Below are 22171 nucleotides of genomic sequence, written 5' to 3' on the forward strand. Positions count from 1 at the left end.
CTAGAGAGTCCTATAGCTCAGTTGGTTAGAGCGCTACACTGATAATGTAGAGGTCGGCAGTTCAACTCTGCCTGGGACTACGATAGGACGGAGGCTTGTATATCTTATAAAATAAGATGGACGGGGGATTAGCTCAGCTGGCTAGAGCACCTGCTTTGCAAGCAGGGGGTCATCGGTTCGAATCCGATATTCTCCACATGGATGCTAAGACAGAGCGCAAGCAAAGAGAGGCATCAAGTGATCTTTGACATACGTAGCAATAGAAACAATAGAAACGAGTAACGAGCGTACTTAGGAATAAGTACGAACAAACAAAGAATACAAAGCGAGTAACGATTTTAGATCGTGCGCTAAGTAGTATAACTCAACTGAGATTGTATTGACTTAGGTTGATACAAGGCTCAAGGCGAAAAGTTATAAGGGCAGATGGCGGATGCCTAGGCTCTTGGAGGCGAAGAAGGACGTGATAAGCTGCGATAAGCTGCGGGGATTGGCACATACGAATTGATCCGCAGATTTCCGAATGGGGCAACCCACTAGACAGAAGGTCTAGTATCTCGTAAGAGAGGTCAACGGGGGGAACTGAAACATCTCAGTACCCTCAGGAAAAGAAAACAAAAGTGATTCCCTTAGTAGTGGCGAGCGAACGGGGAGTAGCCCAAACCGCAGATGTTTCGGCATCTACGGGGTTGTAGGAGTAGCACTAATGTACTATACACGTGTAGAAGAACGGCATGGAAAGGTCGACCAAAGAGGGTGATAGTCCCGTATTTGAAATGCGTTTATAGACAGAGCTACCACCTGAGTAGCGCGGGACACGAGAAATCCTGTGTGAATCTGCGGGGCCCATCCCGTAAGGCTAAATACTTCCAAGAGACCGATAGTGAACAAGTACCGTGAGGGAAAGGTGAAAAGAACCTCGATAAGAGGAGTGCAATAGACCCTGAAACCATCTGCTTACAAGCGGTAGGAGCCCCTTCGTGGGGTGACTGCGTGCCTTTTGCATAATGAACCTACGAGTTACCGTTGCCGGCAAGGTTAAGTACAGGTAAGTACGGAACCGGAGCGAAAGCGAGTCTGAATAGGGCGACGAGTCGGTAGAGGTAGACGCGAAACCAAGTGATCTACCCTTGGTCAGGTTGAAGGATAGGTAACACTATCTGGAGGACCCAACCGGTAAGCGTTGAAAAGCTTTCGGATGAACTGAGGGTAGGGGTGAAAGGCTAATCAAACTTGGAGATAGCTCGTACTCCCCGAAATGCATTTAGGTGCAGCCTTTGGTGTTTCTTGTATGAGGTAGAGCGACTGATTGGATGCGAGGCTTTCACCGGCTATCAAGTCCAGACAAACTCCGAATGCGTACAAGTTAGAGCCAAGGAGTGAGGGCATGGGTGCTAAGGTCCATGTCCTAAAGGAGAACAATCCGGACCATCGGCTAAGGTCCCGAAATCACCACTAAGTTGGACAAACGAAGTCAAGATGCGAAGACAGCTAGGATGTTGGCTTGGAAGCAGCCATTCATTTAAAGAGTGCGTAACAGCTCACTAGTCGAGGATTTTGGCGTGGATAATAATCGGGCATAAGTGGTGTACCGAAGCTGTGGGATGTGAATACATCGGTAGGGGAGCATTCCTATTGAGCAGAAGATACAGGGGCAACCTGTGTTGGATCGATAGGAAAAGCAAATGTAGGTATAAGTAACGATAAAGGGGGCGAGAAACCCCCTCGCCGAAAGACTAAGGTTTCCTGATCAACGCTAATCGGATCAGGGTTAGTCGGGGCCTAAGGATAAGCCTAATGGCGATTCCGATGGAAGAACTGGTTAATATTCCAGTACTAATATATTGAGTGATGTGGAGACGGAGAAGTGACACTACTGCCGACTGACGGAATAGTTGGTTGAAGGGTGTAGATAATTGGTTTGTAGGCAAATCCGCAGACCGAGTCGAACCTGAGAGTACACTGCGTGCGTGCACAAAGTGATAATGTAGGTAAGCCAGCTCCCAAGAAAACCCGCTAAACAATTGATATATTACCCGTACCACAAACCGACACAGGTGGTTGGGTTGAGTATACTAAGGCGCTCGAGAGATTCGCGGTTAAGGAACTAGGCAAAATGGTCCTGTAACTTCGGGAGAAAGGACGCCAGTGGCGACACTGGCCGCAGAGCATAGGCCCATGCGACTGTTTAACAAAAACATATGGCTGTGCGAAATAGAAATATCAAGTATACAGCCTGACACCTGCCCGGTGCTGGAAGGTTAAGAGGAGATGTCATCGCAAGAGAAGCATTGAATTGAAGCCCCAGTAAACGGCGGCCGTAACTATAACGGTCCTAAGGTAGCGAAATTCCTTGTCGGGTAAGTTCCGACCTGCACGAATGGTGTAACGATGTGGGCACTGTCTCAACCGCGATCTCGGTGAAATTGTAGTATCGGTGAAGATGCCGATTACCCGCAACGGGACGAAAAGACCCCGTGAACCTTTACTATAGCTTTACATTGTACTTGGGTATCAGATGTGTAGGATAGGCCGGAGACTGAGAGTGGGGCACGCCAGTGCTTCAGGAGTCGCTGTTGAAATACGGCCCTTTTGATGTTTGGGTACTAACTTGCTTAGGCAAGGACACTGTATGGTGGGTAGTTTGACTGGGGTGGTCGCCTCCAAAAGCGTAACGGAGGCTTCTAAAGGTACCCTCAGGCCGATTGGTAACCGGTCGAAGAGTGTAATGGCACAAGGGTGCTTGACTGGGAGACAAACAAGTCGCACAGGTAGGAAACTAGAGCATAGTGATCCGGTGGTTCCGTATGGAAGGGCCATCGCTCAAAGGATAAAAGGTACTCCGGGGATAACAGGCTGATCGCTCCCAAGAGCTCATATCGACGGAGCGGTTTGGCACCTCGATGTCGGCTCGTCACATCCTGGGGCTGGAGAAGGTTCCAAGGGTTGGGCTGTTCGCCCATTAAAGTGGCACGCGAGCTGGGTTCAGAACGTCGTGAGACAGTTCGGTCTCTATCTGTTGTGGGCGTAGAGATTTGCAGGGCTCTGACACTAGTACGAGAGGACCGTGTTGGACCGACCGCTGGTCTATCGGTTATGCCGCCAGGTGTAATGCCGAGTAGCTAAGTCGGGCTAGGATAAGTGCTGAAAGCATCTAAGCACGAAGCCGACCCTAAGATAAGATCTCATTGAGGGTGGTCAAAGACGATGACCTTGATAGGCTACAGGTGTAAAGACAGTAATGTCAAAGCCGAGTAGTACTAATTACCCGAACGATTCGCTAAGAGAGTTGAGTTATACGACTTACTTAGATTGTACGCCTAAAAACGAAGCATTGTATTTGAGTGTTTGTGTAGCTCGCAGACTCATCAAATTTCTAAAGTAACTATATAAGACTACGTATGTCACCCTATTAAGGTGGTTATAGCGTTGGGGATCCACCTCTTCCCATTCCGAACAGAGCAGTTAAGCCCAATAGCGCCGATGGTACTGAGTAAAATCGGGAGAGTAGGTAACCGCCTTTCCCATTGAAGAGTCCTCAGATAGGTATCGATACCTGTCTGGGGACTCTCTTTTTTTGTGTGCCTAGGCCAAAGAGTCAGCAAAGGGATCGGAGGGATCGGAGGGGAACTGTATCTTGGTTTAGTCCGACCCTCAAGGGGTCGCTATCCAGTCACGTCTGCCTACCCATCGGCCGTTCGGTGCTTTGCCCCTCCGACCGACGGCTACGATGCATCGGACCTCTGGCGAGGTCCTTCCCCGCTGGAGGGGAGAAGTATCGGAGGTATCTGAGTGCTCATTAGTTAGTATCTTTGCGGTGGAGTTCATCGCCTTTGGGCGGTCTTGTCCACTTGGGGCGGGAATGCGAGGCTAGACGCAATAGCTAGATGTTAAGCCGAGCCCCTGTTTGAAGTAGAGCGTCCGATTGTTTGGAGGCTCTACTTCTTTTTAGTTTTATCGAACTGCTTGTCAGGATATAAAGGCTAGTAAACGTTGTCCGAAGGGGAAACTCGGCGTAAGAGAAAACAAAAGGTTAACTTTGTGGCGCGGAAACTTAGCTAGAGCTCTTACGGAGCGACGCTATTAAGGTCGATAACCCCATCAAGGTCGATAACCCCATCAAGGTCGATAACTCCATCAAGGTCAATAACCCTATCAAGGTCAATAACCCCATCAAGGTCAATGAACCTATCACGGTCAATAAACAACGAAAGCAGATGAAACGAAACGTATTACGACTACTTACGATGCTCCCGCTCTGGGTGCTTACGACTCTCTATGCTACACCTCAGCAGCCAGTTTCAATAGCTCCGTTAGCTACATCTCAGCAACCAGATGCAATAGCTTCGTCGGTAACATCTCAGCAACCAGTTGCAATAGCTTCGTCGGTAACATCTCAGCAACCAGATGCAATAGCTTCGTCGGCAACATCTCATCAACCAGTTGCAATAGCTTCGTTGGCAACATCTCAACAGCCAGTTGCAATAGCTCCGTTGGCTACATCTCAGCAACCAGTTGCAATAGCTTCGTCAGCTACATATCAGCTACCAGATGCCGTAGGAGCGTCAGCTACAGCGAGTCAGCCTGACACGCTTACGGTGGTGCCGCTACAGGTGCAGCAGTATCGGGTGATGAAGCCGTTTATCTCAGATAGTCTCGATGTGCAGGGCAAAGCGTATGACGCTACCGACCTGCTGAAGCCTGTGAATCACATCAAGCTGAGCCAGGCGCACGGCACTCTGCCCACAGCGAAGGAGGGTGTCGTCACGCTACACACGACAGAGGATGCGATCACGACTTATGCCGTACGTCTGCGCACGCCGAGCTACGAGCAGGCGACGCTGCAGGTCGAGACGACGGTGCCCTTTGTTTTAGCGCTGGACGGTGACAAACTCTCATCTGCTACGCAGTATCAGAGCGAGCTAAAGCCTGCTTCGCCAGCGTCCCTCACGCTGACACCTGGACGGTCGCATCTGGTGACGCTTCAGCTACTGACTAAGGGTGGCGAGTCTGCGCAGTATCGCTTGAAACTCATTCCCGCCAAGGCTGATAGCCAGATAGAGGTACGCCACGACGATAAGGAGTACCTGAGCCTAGAGTATATGATGACGGGTCGCAACCTCTACTCCGTGTCAGTGTCGCCTACGGGTCGCTACACGCTACTGACGGAGCGGGAGACGACCGCTCTCAAGAGTAGCTACCGTACCTACCTGTACCAAGGCGACAAGCTCCTCTCCACGCTGAGCGAGCAGTATCGCTTTGCCAGCTGGATGCCAAAAGAAGACAAGCTGTACCGCACCTCCACGACAGACGATGGACGGCAGTTGATCAGCTACGATCCTAAGACGCAGGAGGAGCGTATCGTGGCGGAGCAGATCCCCACCGGCTCCTTCTTTATGATGCCTGATGGCAAGCAATTGCTCTACACTATTGAGGAGGAGGGGCCCGCACGGGGCAAAATCACCGAGCAGGTACTGGGACGGTATGACCGTATGGCGGACTTTCGCAAACGCACCTTCCTCGCTCTCTACGACATTGAGAGCGGTCGCTACCAGCCACTTACCTTCGGCCATCGCTCTACCTATTTGCAGGACGTCAGTCCTGATGCCCGTGAGATCATCTTTAGCACTTCGGAGGAGATCACCGAGATCCCCTTCTCCCAGAGCAATATCTATACGATGAACCTAGAGACGCTGGAGGTCAAGCCACTCTTCACTAAGGAGCGCTCTATCTCGTCAGTTTCTTACACCGCTCTGCCTCACACCCTGCTCATTGAGGGCGATGCGAATGCCTTCGGTGGAATCGGGCGCAACCTACCTGATGGAATGATCACCAATACGTACGATGGTCAGCTCTTCCTCTATGACCGCCAGAGCCAGCAGGCGACGCCTCTGACGAAGGATTTCGACCCCGCCATCAAGCGGGTCAAGGTCAGTACGGTTCAGCCCGTTGCTTACTTTACAGCGGAAAACAAAGACCGCATCTCCCTCTATCGCCTCGACCTCAGACGCAAGCAGATCGAGCAGGTAGCTACGACGGAAGACCTCGTGCGCTCCTTTGACATCAGCGATGACGCCAGTCAGCTCGCTTACTACGGGCAGAGTGCGATGAATGCGGATCGCTTTTACAGCTTAAAAGGAAAAGGAAAGCGTGAGACGCTTCTCTACGACCTAGCTAAGAGCAAGATGCAGGATCTAGAGCTGGGTAGCGTGAGCGACTGGGTACACACGATGCCGAATGGCGACAAGGTGGAGGGGCGCTACTACCTGCCTCCTCACTTTGACGCTACGCGGCAGTACCCGATGATCGTCTATTATTATGGAGGCACCTCGCCGACGACTCGCTTTTTCGAAGGGTCCTATTCGCTTCCGATGTATGCGGCGCAGGGTTACATCGTCCTCACGCTCAATCCGAGCGGTACCACCGGCTTCGGCCAGGAGTATGCCGCTCGCCACGTCAATGCGTGGGGTAAGGTGACGGCCGACGAGATCGTGTCTGCTACGAAGCAGTTTTGCCAAGAGCACCCCTACGTCAATGCGAAGAAGATCGGCTGTATGGGGGCTAGCTACGGAGGCTTTATGACGCAGTACCTGCAGACGATCACCGACATCTTTGCGGCAGCGATCAGCCATGCGGGTATCAGTGCGCTCTCCTCCTACTGGGGCGAGGGTACCTGGGGTATCGGCTATAGTACGGTGGCTAGCTACAACAGCTATCCGTGGAATAATCCACAGCTCTACACGGAGCAGAGTCCGCTCTTTCATGCCGACAAGATCCACACGCCGTTGCTGCTGATCCACGGCACGGACGATACGAACGTTCCCATCGGCGAGAGCATCCAGATGTACAATGCGCTGAAGATCTTGGGCCGTGAGGTAGCCTTTGTCAAGGTGCATGGCGAAGATCATATCATCACCGCTCCTGAGAAGAAGATCGAGTGGACGAATACGCTCTTCGCGTGGTTTCAGAAGTGGCTCAAGGACGACCCCACCTGGTGGGATGCGCGCTATCCAGAGGCACACCTCTAGTCGTTCGGTCAGCGTTTCAGTCGTTTCGGTCACCGTTAGATGCATTTCGGTAGGCAAAGGTTTGTGGAGCCATATTGCGCTTCCTACCTTTGCCCCAGAGTTCGTTGATCTATTGCGATCGGATAGATCACACGACTAAGAAATAGAAACGTATTAAGTCTAACGCAAGAAACAAAAGAAAGTATGAAACGCAACATCATCGCTCTCGTAGCAACCGCCCTGATGGGTATGACCGCTGTCTCAGCTGTCGCACAGACCACATCTCTCAACTATGGTGTCAAGGCTGGAGTCAACTGCTCCAGCATGATCCTGAGTGATGACTTTAATATTCTCAAGACCGAGATGAAGCCCGGCGCTGACTTCGGCGGATTCATGAGGATCAATCTTCACCAGAACTTTGCTATCCAGCCTGAGCTGGAGTTTTACTACCGCGGTACAGGTGTCAAGGCAGAGGCAGCTGGGCTCTCAGTAGAGAATAAGATCAACCAGTGGGGTATGCAGATCCCCGTCTACGCTTTGGGTAAGGTCGAGCTAGGCAAAGGGCAGCTGTACGGAGGTGTAGGCCCCTACGTGGGTGTAGGCTTCTCAGCTAAGACTGATGAGATTGAGCTTGCTATATTTAAGAAGGATCCGATAGATCTGTATGAGCAGCACAACGACAAGTCAGCCCTCCAGAGATGGGACGTAGGTGTCGCTTGTCAGCTAGGCTATGAGTTTGCCAATGGTATCCAGATCAATGCGGGCTACAAGTATGGCTTCATCAATCAGGTAGACGATCTCAAGTCGACAGTCAACGATGTCGTTTCTAAGTTTGGCACCTCTCTCAAGGACGACGCCTACAAGGCCAATGCTAGTGTCTTTACGGTAGGTCTAGGCTACCGCTTCTAGTGTAAAGTAAGAAATAGGGACCCTATCTTCGTCGCCCTAAGAGGGGAGGGGGATGTAGGGTTCCGCTATTTCTTGCTACCTTAGCACGAGCATACTGATAGTGGCATAGCCTCTATATAGAGCAGACAAAGATATATGACGAGACGCATCATAACGGGCCGCCTGAGACGGCGACAAGGCAAGGGCTTCATATTGCTCAGCAATGAGCGCAAGAGCGTGCTGCTAGCAACGCTGATCATCAGCTTCTTGCTGGCGTTTGTGATGCTGTCGTCATCGATCTACTATTACAGCTTGCTGGATACGGGCCGAAAGATTGACCTAGGAGCGATCCTCTCGGTGAATTCGTTTGCCTCGCTACTGGTCAACATGGTCTTCTTCTACCTATTGCTCAGCATTCAGTCTTGGGCGATCAATAGGTACGAGATACGTCAGTATCAGCTCTGGCTGATCTTGCTGGGACTACTCGTGGGGGTGATCTTCATTTCGCCTTACCTATCTCGACTACAGCGCTGGTGGTTTAGAGATCTCTTTAGCTATCATGCGTATGCTGCCATGCAGTATGTCAAGGACTTGGTGATCCTCGTGGTGACCTTCCTCTTTACGATGACCATCTACTTGATGAAGCAGAATCACCTGGCCGTGGTCGGTATGCAGGAGCTGGACTTTGAGAATCTGCAAAACAGGTATACAGCACTCAAGAACCAAACGGACCCGCACTTCCTCTTTAACAGTCTCAACACGCTCAACGGGCTGATCGGTCGCGATGATGAGCGCGCTAGAGCCTATGTGCAGGAGCTGGCGACGGTCTTTCGGCACACGATGCGAGACAAGGTGGTGGTGCGTCTGTCTGATGAGCTAGAGTTTGTCCAGTCTTACCTCTACTTGATGTGTATCCGCTACTTCGACGGGCTGCGTGTGGAGTGGAATATAGACAAGCAGTATCTAGACTACTATGTCGTCCCATCGGGACTACAGATCCTGGTGGAGAATGCGATCAAGCACAATATAGCTAGCGCCAAGGTGCCACTGACTATCTACATCCGTACGGTAGATAATCAGATCGTGGTGGATAATAAGATCCAGCTACGAGAGGATAGCCAGTCGGGAAGCACCGGCGTAGGGCTAGACAATCTGATGGAGCAGTATCGCTTGCTCTTTGGCAAGGATATAGATATTGTCTCTAACGATGGGCACTTCACGGTCTCCCTGCCCCTGATCCGAAGCTTAGAAGAAGTCGAACCCAAAGCCAAATCACTGATATGAGAGTAATAATCGTAGAGGATGAGTACTTTACCGCTACTGGGTTGCAGTCCCTACTCACTGAGATGGACCCTGCCATAGAGGTGCTGACCATCTTGCAGAGTGTATCTGAGTGTGTCGAGTGGTTTGGTAGTCATCCGGAACCTGATCTGGCTTTTATGGATATTCACCTGGCAGATGGACCGGTTTTCTCCCTCTTCGAGCGGGTAGAGGTTACCTGTCCAATTATCTTCACGACAGCTTATGAGGAGTATGCGCTGAAGGCGTTTGAGGTCAACAGTATCGACTACCTCCTCAAGCCGATCAAGGAGACGGATCTCCAGAGAGCCCTTGATAAGGTGAGGCGCTTTAGTCATACGGAGCAGAAGGTAGACAACCAAGCTCTGATGGCTAAGATGATGCAGGCACTCCGTGAGTCGCAGATGAGCTACAAGAGCCACTTCCTGATCCCGTGGAGAGACAAGCTGATTCCTATATCGGTGGACAAGATCGCCTACATACGTGCGGATAGTAAGGCTTCGGTGGTAGTGACGACGGATAGGAAGGAGCACTTTGTCGACCTATCATTAGAGAAGATGGCGCAGGAGCTCAATCCGAGGCTTTTCTTCCGAGCCAACAGGCAGTACATCGTGGCACATAGTGCGATACAGAGTATGTCGACCTGGTTCGGTGGCAAGCTGACGGTGACCCTTGACATAGAGACTCCAGAGAAGATCGTAGTAAGCAAAGCGAAAAACAAAGAGTTTAAGGAGTGGTATCAGGGAGCTTACGATCCCGACACCAAGTGATGTCGTAACGAATAGACATTAGCAAATCATGAAATATAGACTTAATGGGAGGAGTTTTCTTCTCCTAGGCACGGCTCTTGTCCTTACGCTGGGGGGCAGTGCCCAGGCGCAGACCCAAGAGCAAGAGCAAGTGCCGATGTCGCTAGAGCAGTGTAGAGACCTCGCTCTAGAGCACAACAAGCAGATACAGATAGCACAGGCAGATGCCGTAGCCTCTGACTACTTAGTCCAGTCAGCCAAGACGAAGTATCTACCACGCGTCGACTTCGCTGGGGCTTGGATCAATCCAGGAGATAGAGCCTTGCGTCCCTTTGCGATAGACTTTAACATACCAGGCGTGACCCCGCCGGGGCTATCGATGCCACTAGACTTCATCAGTGTCGCTCCTCGGGAGATCTATACGGGCGGCTTCACCTTACGTCAGCCGATCTTTATGGGCGGTAAGATTTTCGAGGCAAACAAGATGGCGCGCTACACCTCCGACCTAGCACATGAGAAGGTCAAGATGAAAGAAGCCGACGTCCTAGCCACTGTCGATGAAGCTTTCTGGCGTGTCATCTCGGTACAGGAGAAGGTGCGCCTAGCTCAGACCTACAAGTCGCTCCTAGATCATCTCGTGCAGGACTTGGAGAATGTCTACGCCGAGGGCATGACGACCAGAAACGAAGTGCTGAAGGTGCAGGTCAAGCAAAACGAAGCGGAGCTCACACTCGTCAAGGCACAAAACGGGCTCCAGCTCTCCAAGATGCTACTAGGGCAGATCATTGGTCTAGAGGCTGAGCAGATCGAGCTGGATAGTGCGATCATTAGCGAGGAGCAGCTGAGCAGTCGTCTCTTAGCGCTGGATAGCAGCAATGCCGAGCGCGCAGAGATCGTCATGTTACGTAGCAAGCTCGCCCTCACGGAGTCGGCGAGGCGGATGGTCAAGTCGCAGTTCCTCCCCAACGTCTTCCTTACCGCAGGGTACAACTGGGTCGAGCCAAACGTCTACAAGGGTAGCCAGAGCAATCTGGGCGGAGACTGGATGATAGGCATCGGCGTACAGGTGCCCATCCTCACTTGGGGAGATAGGATACACCAGGTACATATAGCCGATCAAGAGGTCGCCAAGGCGGAGCTGGAGCTGCAAGATGCTCAGGAGATGATCACCCTACAGGTACAGCAAAACAGATTTAAGCATGCCGAGGCGCTTAAGAAGATGGAGCTGACGAAGCTCTCTAAGGAGCAGGCGGAGGAGAGCCTGCGCATTACCAAAAACAATCTCCTAGAGGGTATGAATAGCGTCCGAGACATCCTCGAGGCGCAGACCATGTGGGAGAAAGCGGCTTCCGAAGATATCGACGCTCGTGTAGAGGCTGCCGTGACGCTCTCCCAGCTAGAGAAGACCACCGGTGCGCTCTATCAGTATGCGACCGAGCATACACAGACGCAAGAAGAGAAATAGAAGATCACATCACAATATGCATACTAAAGAACTTAAGAGCTACTTGCTCCCAACAATATTACTCCTGCTAACCCTAGGCACCACGACTGCCTGCAACAAGCAAGGAGATCAGGATCAGGAGTCCGAGGCGGACAAAGTGATCCCCGTAACCATCGCACAGGCTAAAGAGATGACCTTTATGCCGAGCATTCGCTTCTCTGGTACAGCCGAAGCCTCCAAGAGTGCCAGTCTAGGGACCGCACTGCCTGGCAAGGTAGAGCGCATACGCTACAGCAAGGGGAGCTTTGTCCCCAAGGGGGCTGTCATCGTAGAGATGTCTGACGAGATGCTCCTGCAGGCACGAGTTGAGAACGAAGCGATCAAGCGCGACTTTGATCGTGTCACACGTCTGAGAGAGAAGGAGAGCATCAGCCAGATGGACTACGACCATGTCAAGGCTAAGTACGATGCCTCTGTCGCTAAGGTTGCGATGCTTAGGAAGAATACCTCCATCACAGCACCCTTTAGCGGAGTCATCACCGAGATCATGATCAATGAGGGCGAGACCTACGCTTTTACCCCCAGTCTCAGCAGTGATCTCAAGCTAGAAAGTGGAATCATCGAGTTACGCCAGATCAATCCGCTCAAGGCTACCATCGAGGTCAACGAGAAGGACCTAAGTTATATAGCGAAAGGGCAGCAAGCTACGATTATCTTCGACGCTTATCCTGATGAGCCCGCTACGGGTAAGATCTCTTACATCTCCCCCGTCCTCTCATCGATGACGCGCACCGCCTCCGTGGAGGTCAATATACCGAACAGCAACAACCGGCTCAAGCCTGGTATGTATTGCAACGTCTCCATTGCCCTGCCCGAGCGGGAGGGGCTGTTCGTTCCCCTCAATGCTATCTATCGTCTAGCGGGTACGGCTGAGGAGTTTGTCTTCAAGCTCAACGAAGATGGGACGACCGTGACCCGCATCGCCGTGAAGCGTGGCGAGATCAAGGATGGTTGGGTTTACGTAGAGAGCCCTGAGATCAAGAGCGGCGACACCATCATAGTAGATGGCAAGAACAAGCTCAGCGACGGCTCTAAGGTGAACGTTGTGAAGAAGTAAGCCTATGAAACTTCCCGAATTTGGTGTAAAGCGACCCATTGCGGCGGCGATGATCTTCGTCGCCATACTGGTCATCGGTGTCTTCTCGCTGACGAAGCTACCGCTAGACCTGATGCCAAACATGGAGTTCCCCTCCCTGACGGTCATCACGGTCTACCCGGGAGCCTCAGCGATAGAGGTCGAAGAGCAGGTCTCCAAGCCCCTGGAGGCAGTGCTCTCCTCAGCGGAGAACCTCGTCGAGATCAAGTCTATTTCTAAGGAAAACGTCTCTTTCATACAACTGCGCTACGAGTGGGAGGAGGATATCACGGCTGCGGCAAACAATGCCCGAGATCTCCTCGAGCTGGTCAAGTCGCGTATGCCGTCACAGGCCTACACGCCGATTATCTACAAGATCAACGCCTCCATGATGCCTGTCCTCGGCTACGCAGTCAATGCGGACGAGAACTACAACGGACTGGAGGAGATCGTAGAGGATCAGATCGCCTCCGCTTTGCGTAAGGTTGATGGCGTCGGTACGGTCATCTATCTAGGACAGCCTCAGCGTGAGATACGAGTCGAGATAGACCCCACGAGGATGCAGGCCTATGGTATGTCGGTAGCGCAGCTATCGATGATGCTCAAGGCAAACAATGTCAACGTTCCCTCGGGCTTCGTCACGGAGGGCGCTTACGACTTCTCCGTGCGTATGCCTGGTAAGTACGAGAGAGTCGAGGAACTGGAGAATACGGTCATCAAGGCGGTCAATGGTAGGGTAGTACGACTCAAAGACGTAGCTACTGTCCGAGACACCTTTAAGGAGACCGATGCCTCCGCCTTCAACCACGTGGGCAAAGGTATAGCCCTGCTCGTACAGAAGCAGTCAGGAGCGAATACGGTAGACGTAGTCAATGCGGTGCGTGCTGAGATAGCCGACATACAGAAGGATCTACCCTCAGATGTACAGATCTTTGAGGTGATAGGTTCTGATGAGCTGGTTACTTCTTCAATCAACAACCTCAGTTCGTCAATCTGGTACGCTCTGATCTTCGTCACCCTAGTCGTCTTGCTATTCCTACGAGAGTGGAAGTCTAGTCTTATCGTCTTCCTGACGATGCCTGTGTCGCTGATTTCGGCCTTTATCGTTATGAATGTGCTGGGCTACACGATTAATATATTCTCACTCGTAGCACTTGTGATCGCTATCGGTATGGTGGTGGACAACGCCATCGTCGTACTCGAAAATATCACGCAACACATCGAGCGAGGCGCCATGCCAAAGCAAGCGGCCATGTTTGGAGCCTCGGAGATGGGACTGGCCATTGCCGCCTCGACGCTGACCACGATCGTGGTATTCCTTCCATTGGTCTTCATGGGTGGTATCGTCGGCGTGATGTTTAAGCAGCTAGCCGTCCTGACGGTGACCTGTATGATCACCTCCCTCTTTACTGCTCTGGCACTGACACCGATGCTCTCGAGTGTCCTGCTCAAGCCCGCTCCTCGTGGAGGCGAAGGCAAGAAGCACGGCAAGCTCTACAACTGGAGCGAGCGTATGTTCCAAAGGATCGAGCGCGTCTACCATGACTTCCTTGGGTGGGCGGTCTTTCACAAAGGCATCACCCTCGTGTCGGCTCTCGTGATCTTTGCTTTAGTACTGCTCTTAGGCAAGGCGGTCGGTACGGACTATATCCCCGACATCGATGCGGGCTCTGTCTCCATCCAGTTTGAGACGGAGCAGGGGACCTCGCACACGCTTACGGAGCAGGTTGGTAATCAGATCGTACAGCTCCTGCAGGACCATGTGCCAGAGATTGCCGAGGGAGGTATCGCCAGCATTACGGGACAGACCGATGATGGCGTCCTGACGGCCGTCGGCTTTAAGGAGGGTAAGAACATCGGTACCATCTTCTGCCACCTCAAGCCTGTCGATGAGCGCAAGCGTAGCAGTCAGCAGATAGCAGACGATATACGTCCGCTGATTGAGGCAATCCCTGAGATTGAGAAGGTGACCGTCTCTGGTGGTAGTGCTATGGCGACTGCTCTGACGGGTAATAGAGCTCCGATTGAGTTTGTCGTCTATGGCAAAGACATCGACCAGATGAATCAAGTCGCCTTTGAGATCGAGCGCAAGGCGAAGGAGTGCCCTGAGTTTACCAATGTCGAGGCGCTTGTCTCGGCAGGCAATCGTGAGGTGCACATCCTCGTGGACAAGGACAAAGCCTCCCAGATGGCTCTCAATCCTGGTATCATCGGTATACAGGTACGTGAGAATCTCTATGGAGCTAAGGCTGGCTCCTATACTGAAGACGGTACCGACTACGATATACGCATACAGTATGCACCGGAATATCGTAACTCAATCAGCAAGCTGCGCGAGATGCAGGTGACCAACCTCCTGGGGCAGCAGATCCCGCTCATTGCGGTCGCTGATATTCAGGAGAAGGAGGGCCCCGTGCAGATCGAGCGACTCACCCAGCAGCGCTATGTCAAGGTTACAACCAACCTCAACGGTATCTCGCTCGGGGATGGTGCTAAGAAGGCGGAGCAGATCATCGCCGACCTTGATACGCCACAAGGGGTGACCGTATCGCTAGGTGGTCAGGTGGAGGATCAGGGAGATACCTTCTCTTCGCTTACGGTCATCTTCGTCATCGGACTGCTCCTCGTCTTTATGGTGATGGCTGCTCAGTTTGAGTCGTTGCTCGACCCCTTTATCATCCTCTTTGCGATACCCTTCACCCTCGTAGGAGTTATCTTAGCCTTCCTTGTCACAGGTACCACGCTCAGTGTCGTCACCTTCATCGGTCTCATCATGCTCGTAGGTATCGTTGTAAACAATGGTATCGTCCTAGTGGACTACAGCAACATGCTCGTGCACCGAGGCTATAGCATACGAGATGCGGTGATGGAGTCTGGGCGCTCACGCTTGCGCCCTGTCTTGATGACCTCCATGACCACTATACTCGGTATGCTACCCATGGCACTCAGTAGAGGTATGGGTAAGGAGCTCTATGCACCGCTAGGCATCACCATCATCGGAGGTCTCCTGATCTCTATGCTCGTGACGCTCATCTTGGTGCCGACAGCCTATGCTGCTGTGCACCAGCGCAAGCTCAATAAGGAGCGTAGAATATCTAGATTGAGGAAACAGATTAAGAAGAAGTAGTATGAGATTCGTATATATCACCTGCAATGTCAGTATGCTGGAGCAGATGGAGTCGCTCCTGCGGGAGCTGGAGATAAGCGTTTACCAAGTCATTCCGAAGGCACTCGCCGAGAGCAACTTCGACATCCCGCACAAGGATACTGCCGTCTGGCCAGGCTTCAACGCCTGCCTACTGGTACAGGAGGCAGACACCGCCAAGGGTGACACCCTCCTAGAGCGTATCCGAGAGATGAATGCTCTAGCGTACAATAACAGCGAGTTGGTCGCTGCGTACCTCTGGTCTGTCGACACCCACGTAGCGCCCGAACCCATCACGCCCGTGCAGGAGCGTGACCCATTAAGTGGAGCTTAAGCTTCATTTAGTATGTGATTAGAGAGGATGCGTCAGAGTCGTTGGGGCTTTGGCGCATCTTCGTTTTTGTGCGCTTCAGTACTGCGAGGTTTTTCATAGGCATGAAAATGGATTTTCTCCCGCATGAAAATGGATTTTCCTCCGTATGAAAATGGATTTTCCTACCGAGGAAAATGGAATTCCCTAGGGAGGAGCGGAGAAATTCATCGGAACTTCGATTCCTTTCTTCTGAAGTTTCATTTCCCAGTTCCGTGGGGAATCTTCGTTTTCTCGTGAGCTATTGGGAAATTCCTCGTGAGCTTTTTGTATCTTTACGGAGCAATCGAAAAACAAGAAAACGTTACTATGGCAAATATCAAAGAGTATATAGCGGAGCATGAGGGCCGCTTTCACGAGGATCTATATGGTCTCGTACGTATCCCATCGATCAGTGCACAGAGCGAGCACAAGGCTGATATGCAGCGTGCCGCCGAGTATCTGCGTGACCACCTGCTCTCACTAGGTGTGCAGGAGGCGGAGGTGATGCCTTCGGAGGGTAACCCCATCGTATTCGGACACTACAAGCAGCCTGGAGCGACGAAGACGATCCTCGTCTACGGTCACTATGACGTGATGCCCGTGGAGCCTCTGGAGCTGTGGAAGAGCCAGCCCTTTGAGCCTGAGATACGCGATGGACGCATCTACGCTCGTGGCGCTAATGATGACAAGGGGCAGATTATGATCCAGCTCAAAGGCTTCGAGACCGCTAAGGCACTGGGCTTGGTCGGGGTCAATGTGAAGTTTATCTTCGAGGGCGAGGAGGAGATTGGCTCAGGGAGTTTGTCGCCTTTCTGCCGTGAGCACAAGGATCTGCTGGCAGCGGATGTGATCCTCGTCTCTGACACGACGATGCTGAGCGAGGAGACACCGAGCATTACGGCTGGTCTGCGTGGCCTCGCCTACTGGCAGGTGGAGGTAACGGGTCCCAATAGGGATCTGCACTCGGGTCACTTCGGAGGTGCTGTCGCTAACCCGATCAATGAGCTGTGCAAGATCATTGCTCAGATCGTAGACGACAAGGGACGTATCACGGTACCAGGCTTCTACGACAAGGTGCTACCACTCTCCGATGAGGAGCGTGCGATGATCCGCAAGGCGCCTTTCTCCGAGGAGGCTTACTGCCGTGCGCTAGACATTCGTGAGACACAAGGCGAGGAGGGCTACATCACGCTGGAGCGCAATAGCTGTCGTCCTTCCTTTGACGTGTGCGGCATCTGGGGCGGTTATCAGGGCGAAGGTGCCAAGACGGTGCTCCCCTCGAAGGCTTATGCTAAGCTCTCTTGCCGTCTGGTGGCTAATCAGGATCACAAGGAGATCTCCCGCCTGATGAAAGAGTATATCGAGCAGATCGCGCCTAAGTCTGTCCATGTGGAGGTGACGCCGATGCACGGCGGTGCGGGCTACTACTGTCCGCTAGACCTACCCGCTTACCAGGCTGCTGCTCAGGCGGTCGAGAAGGCTTACGGAGTGGCTCCGCTAGCGATACGCAGTGGCGGTAGCATTCCGATTATTGCCGCTTTTGAGGAGATCCTCGGACTTAAGACGGTCTTGATGGGCTTTGGCCTAGAGGAGGATGCAATCCACTCGCCCAATGAGAGCTTCTCGGTAGGCGTCTTCCGCAAGGGTGTCGAGGCAGTGGCTGAGTTTTACCGACTATTTAACTAAACGGGCATGAGTAGCATACTAATCAAGGAGTCGCTCATAGGAGGGGTGACGCAAGACCTTCTGATCGTGGACAACCGTATCGACAAGATCGGTACGGATCTGCTCCCGATCGATGAAGAGACGATCATCCTCGACGGCCGTGACAAGGCTGTCGTGCCAGGACTCTGCAACGGTCACACACACTGTGCCATGACGCTCTTCAGAGGGTATGGCGATGACCTGCCGTTGCAGACTTGGCTGGAGGATTACATTTGGCCCGTGGAGGCGCATATGACGGAGGAGGATATCTACGTCGGCGCTTTGCTCGGCTGTGTGGAGATGATCCAGAGCGGGACGACCTGCTTCCTCGACATGTACACAGCACCTGAGGCGACCGCTCGTGCGGTGCTGGAGACGGGCATAAGGGCTAATCTGAGCTATACGCTCTTTGACCGTGGCGATGCCGAGCGGGCACAGCTAGATCGCGATAATTGCTACCGCTATGAGCAGCTCTTTGCGGATCTCCCTGAGCGAATCGGCTGGAGTGTGGGACCACACGCTATTTACACCGTTTCGGGTGAGCAATTGCACTTTGCGAAGGAGTTTGCCGAGGAGCATGAGATCCCCATTCACCTGCACCTCTCCGAGACAGAGCGTGAGGTGAAGGACTGTATTGCCGAGCATGGCACGACGCCAGTCCGCTATCTGGAGCAGATCGATGCGCTCTCGCCTCGCTGCATCATGGCGCACAGCTTATGGCTGGACGATGAGGAGCTGGATATCCTCGCACGTCACGGATGTACGCTAGTGCACAACCCGGCGAGCAATATGAAGCTGGCTAGTGGTGGGCGCTTCCGCTACGAGGAGATGAAGGAGCGGGGCATCCCTGTGGCTATTGGTACGGACGGTTGCTCCTCGAGCAACGACCTGGACATGTACATCGCTATGCGTATGGCTTCGCTCCTGGGCAAGGTGTGGCGCTACGACCCGACAGCGGTCTGCGCTCCCGATATCTACCGCTCGGCAACGGAGGTGGGCTACGCTATGCTGGGACTCAAGGGCGGACGCATCGAGGAGGGCTATCTAGCCGACCTTTGTCTCATAGACCTTAAGGCGCCGAGCATGGTGCCTTGTCACAATCTTACTTCTAATCTCGTCTACGCAGGCTCCTCAACGATCGTCTCGACGACCATCGTGGACGGAGCGATCCTCATGCGTGACCGTGAGATCGTCGGCATGGAGCGCATCATTGAGATGGCTCGTCGCACGGCTCACGATCTACTTCACCGTAAGGGGTAAAGACCTTTTCACTATCAAACGAAATAGACTATGGACTTTCAAAAATATCAGCAAGCAGCCGACTATATCAAGAGTAAGATAGCGGCACAGCCCCGCGTGGGCATCATACTAGGTAGCGGTCTGGGCAATCTAGCCGACGAAATCGCTAACCCGACGGTTATCCCATACAGCGAAATCCCCAACTTCGCACACTCGACCGCTATCGGTCACAAGGGCAACTTCATCTCTGGCACGCTGGGCGGTGTCCCCGTGGTGGCGATGCAGGGACGCTTTCACTACTACGAGGGCTACCCGATGGAGGTGGTCACGCTGCCAGTGCGGGTGATGAAGCTCCTCGGCATCGAGATCCTGATCGTCTCCAACGCTGCGGGCGGCATCAATCCGAACTTCCACGTGGGTGACCTGATGATCATCAGAGACCATATCAATATGTTGCCCAATCCGCTCATTGGTCCTAATGATGAGAACTTTGGGGTCCGCTTCCCTGATATGACGCGTGCTTACGATCGTGAGCTGATTGCGCTCGCTGAGACCATCGCCCAGGAGCAAAAGCTGGCGCTCCAGAAGGGTGTCTACGTAAGCCTTACGGGTCCTTCCTACGAGACGCCTGCAGAGTATAAGTATTGGCAGACTGTCGGCGCTGATGCGGTCGGCATGAGCACGACGCCTGAGGTGATTGTGGCTCGCCATGCGGGTATCCGCGTCTTCGGCATGTCGGTCATCACTAACGAGGGGTGGCACTTCGAGGGAGACTACACGAACGATGGCGACGAGGTGGTCGCTGCCGCCAATGCCGCCTCCAAGCGTATGGGCGGTCTCATCGCAGAGCTCATAGCCCGTGCCTAGCTCTCCGATAGAGGAAGAGACGATCGCCACACAGCTTGCCGCCATACGTGCTGCGCTCCGCACACGTATGGACGGCTCTGTGGCGCAGTCGATGCGGGAGTCGGGACTGGACTACCGCTACAACTGGGGCTGGACACGAGGCTATCTCCTAGAGCTTGCTGCGCAGTACCAGCCTTCTCGACAGCTTGCCGAGGCACTGCGGGAGACCTCTGTGCGGGAGCTGCTGATCCTCTCCACAATGCTCTTCCCCCGTGAGGAGCTCACGGAGCAAGACGTGGAGGCTTTCCTCGAGAAGGCGACCAATGTGGAGCTACAAGAGCAGCTTGCCTTTAACCTCCTATCATACGCACCACTAGCCATTCGCTGGGCGGAGGAGGTTGTCACAGGCCGTGTCACAGATGAAGCGAGGCTCTACGTGGCACTCCTGACCATCGCAAACTATACGAAGCGACAGCCTGACAAGCCTTTGCCAGAGCAACTGACGGAGGTGCTGGAGTCCTATGTCTCTGCCGAAGAGCTACCGATGCATTGTCGCCGCGTGGCGTACGATCTGCAAGTTACATTAGAAGAGCGCACAGCAAGCAATGATTGACGCATACTTTATCTCAGAGGTGTCGTGGGAGGTTGCCAACAAGGTGGGTGGCATCTACACTGTCCTCTCGTCACGAGCAGGCGAAATGATGCTTCGCCACGGGGCGGAGCAGGTTCTTTTCGTCGGTCCCCGCCTTCGACCGTTGGAGGAGATGGTAGACTTTCGCGCGGAGACCTTTTGCATCACCCTGCCTAGTCACATCTCGCTACTGGGCGTGGAGCTCCCGATCACGCAGGGCTACTGGCTCACGCCTGGGGGCGAAGCGCAAACGATCCTCGTGGACTACAAGCCGCTCGCCACAGTCCGTGATCAGCTCTACTACCTCATGTGGCAGCACTACGGCATCCAGTCCGACCTCGGTTATGGCGACTACGACGACTCCTGTCTCTTTGCCGTTGCCGCGGCCGCGACACTGCTCGCTGTGACCCCGCAGCTCGCGTCGCCTGGGAGTCAGCCGATAGCTATTTATAATGAGTGGATCACTGGCATGGGCTTGCTCTATCATCGCCTGCAACAGCCCAATCTGCGCTCGCTCTTCATCACCCACGCCACGACCGTCGGGCGCTCTATCTGTAGCAATGGCAAGGATCTCTACCGTTACTTCGCTGGCTACCACGGAGACCAGATGGCGAGCGAACTGCATGTCGAGGCGAAGCATGCGCTAGAGAAGGCGGCCGCCCATACCGCTACCATCTTTGCGACGGTCAGCGAGGTGACCGCTCTGGAGTGTACACAGCTCTTGGAGCGCACGCCAGTGGTCTTGCCGAATGGCTTCCACGCATTGGCTACAAGCCGCTTTAAGACGAAAGCTCGTCAGCGACTAATAGACGCGGCCAGCCGGCTCTATGGCAAAACCTTTGACCCTGAGGGCACGACACTCGTTGCTACCTCGGGACGCTACGAGTATCGCAACAAAGGGATCGATCTCATCGTCAACTCGCTGGAAAGTCTACTCCAGCAGCAAGCGAAGCTTTCGTCAGATCTCATCCTTTACTTCTTCATTCCCGCTTGGGTTGCCGAGCCAAGAGCTGACCTCGCTTACCTACTAAGCGATCCCAGTCCAGCGAGTAGCACGACCCCGCTAGAGTACCCTTACTTAACGCATTGGCTACACAACCTGCGGGAGGACACCCTGGCAGGACGCCTCGGCGCACTCCTCGAGAGAGGTGCAACAGCGCAGCACATCTATCCGATCTTCGTGCCCACCTACCTTGATGGTCACGACGGCATCCTAGACCTTCCTTATTATGATCTGCTGAGCGCCCTCGATCTGACGCTCTTCCCCTCGTACTATGAGCCGTGGGGCTACACGCCCCTGGAGAGCATCGCTTATGGCGTGCCGACGGTGACGACCGACTTGTCTGGCTTTGGCCAAGCGATCCTAGAGCTCTATGGCGAGCCTGCTACAGACAGCCTGCAGCACGGTGTGCAGGTTATCCCACGCCGTGACCATGACGACGCAGTCGTGACGCAAGCTCTGGCAACGATCCTAGAGCAAGCTACCGCAGGGCTCCCGAAGGCGTGCTACAAGCAAGCTCGGAAGACAGCCTCCCAAGCGCTCTGGACACACTATTACGACTATTATATAGAGGCTTATCGTCAGATGATGACGCTGAGCTAGTTGGAGACTGTTGCATAAAGGCGAATCGCCGTGTTGCTTTCGGGATTCGGCTTTGGTCACATACGGAGGTATGCTCCCTTCAGGCCTCACCCTCAGCGCCTTGCGCTTCATCCTTTCTGCAAAGTCTAG

The 22171-nt window shown here is 53.4% G+C and carries 13 protein-coding genes, 2 tRNA genes and 2 rRNA genes; all 17 read left to right on the forward strand.

Features of this window, described 5'->3' with window-relative positions:
* Positions 1 to 6: 6 nt before the first annotated feature.
* The 17 genes from L215_RS0102900 to L215_RS0102985 all read left to right on the forward strand — a co-directional run bounded on the left by L215_RS0102900 (position 7) and on the right by L215_RS0102985 (position 22042).
* Positions 7 to 80, forward strand: a tRNA-Ile gene (locus L215_RS0102900).
* A gap of 42 nt (positions 81 to 122) precedes the next feature.
* Positions 123 to 196, forward strand: a tRNA-Ala gene (locus L215_RS0102905).
* 210 nt (positions 197 to 406) lie between these two features.
* Positions 407 to 3283 (forward strand): 23S ribosomal RNA (locus L215_RS0102910).
* A 130-nt stretch (positions 3284 to 3413) separates the two neighbouring features.
* Positions 3414 to 3524, forward strand: a 5S ribosomal RNA gene (rrf, locus tag L215_RS0102915).
* A 969-nt stretch (positions 3525 to 4493) separates the two neighbouring features.
* Positions 4494 to 7028 carry a S9 family peptidase gene (locus L215_RS0102925; RefSeq protein ID WP_407918619.1) on the forward strand — a complete coding sequence of 845 codons (2535 nt, stop codon included), beginning with the start codon at positions 4494 to 4496 and terminating at the stop codon, positions 7026 to 7028.
* A gap of 183 nt (positions 7029 to 7211) precedes the next feature.
* Entirely contained in the window at positions 7212 to 7916 is a 705-nt protein-coding gene (locus L215_RS0102930) for a porin family protein (RefSeq protein WP_025882995.1), read from the forward strand.
* 135 nt (positions 7917 to 8051) lie between these two features.
* Positions 8052 to 9179, forward strand: a complete 1128-nt coding sequence (locus L215_RS0102935) for a sensor histidine kinase (RefSeq protein WP_027451313.1) — start codon at positions 8052 to 8054, stop codon at positions 9177 to 9179.
* Positions 9176 to 9964 carry a LytR/AlgR family response regulator transcription factor gene (locus L215_RS0102940; RefSeq protein ID WP_025882993.1) on the forward strand — a complete coding sequence of 263 codons (789 nt, stop codon included), beginning with the start codon at positions 9176 to 9178 and terminating at the stop codon, positions 9962 to 9964. Before L215_RS0102935 ends, L215_RS0102940 begins: the two co-directional genes overlap by 4 nt.
* A 28-nt stretch (positions 9965 to 9992) precedes the next feature.
* The gene (locus tag L215_RS0102945) at positions 9993 to 11408 is read left to right on the forward strand and encodes a TolC family protein (protein ID WP_027451314.1); all 1416 of its coding nucleotides are present in this window, start codon (positions 9993 to 9995) and stop codon (positions 11406 to 11408) included.
* A gap of 16 nt (positions 11409 to 11424) precedes the next feature.
* On the forward strand, positions 11425 to 12504 hold the full coding sequence (locus tag L215_RS0102950) for an efflux RND transporter periplasmic adaptor subunit (RefSeq protein ID WP_025882991.1): 1080 nt from the start codon (positions 11425 to 11427) through the stop codon (positions 12502 to 12504).
* 4 nt (positions 12505 to 12508) lie between these two features.
* Positions 12509 to 15649 (forward strand): efflux RND transporter permease subunit, encoded by a 3141-nt coding sequence (locus tag L215_RS0102955; protein ID WP_027451315.1) that lies wholly within the window; start codon positions 12509 to 12511, stop codon positions 15647 to 15649.
* A 1-nt stretch (position 15650) separates the two neighbouring features.
* The gene (locus tag L215_RS0102960; RefSeq protein WP_025882990.1) at positions 15651 to 16001 is read left to right on the forward strand and encodes a PG0541 family transporter-associated protein; all 351 of its coding nucleotides are present in this window, start codon (positions 15651 to 15653) and stop codon (positions 15999 to 16001) included.
* Between the two features lie 345 nt (positions 16002 to 16346).
* Complete coding sequence (locus L215_RS0102965; RefSeq protein WP_025882989.1) at positions 16347 to 17705, forward strand: dipeptidase; 1359 nt, start codon at positions 16347 to 16349, stop codon at positions 17703 to 17705.
* A gap of 6 nt (positions 17706 to 17711) precedes the next feature.
* Entirely contained in the window at positions 17712 to 18983 is a 1272-nt protein-coding gene (locus L215_RS0102970; RefSeq protein WP_027451316.1) for an amidohydrolase, read from the forward strand.
* Between the two features lie 30 nt (positions 18984 to 19013).
* Entirely contained in the window at positions 19014 to 19829 is an 816-nt protein-coding gene (locus L215_RS0102975; RefSeq protein ID WP_027451317.1) for a purine nucleoside phosphorylase I, inosine and guanosine-specific, read from the forward strand.
* Entirely contained in the window at positions 19822 to 20421 is a 600-nt protein-coding gene (locus L215_RS0102980) for a hypothetical protein (RefSeq protein WP_025882988.1), read from the forward strand. The genes L215_RS0102975 and L215_RS0102980 overlap by 8 nt, the downstream gene beginning before the upstream one ends.
* A complete protein-coding gene (locus L215_RS0102985; protein WP_025882987.1) occupies positions 20414 to 22042 on the forward strand; it encodes a glycosyltransferase in 1629 nt (542 codons plus the stop codon). Before L215_RS0102980 ends, L215_RS0102985 begins: the two co-directional genes overlap by 8 nt.
* Positions 22043 to 22171 lie beyond the last annotated feature (129 nt).

Origin of the sequence: Porphyromonas uenonis DSM 23387 = JCM 13868 (assembly GCF_000482365.1) — a bacterium.
Lineage (GTDB): Bacteria > Bacteroidota > Bacteroidia > Bacteroidales > Porphyromonadaceae > Porphyromonas > Porphyromonas uenonis.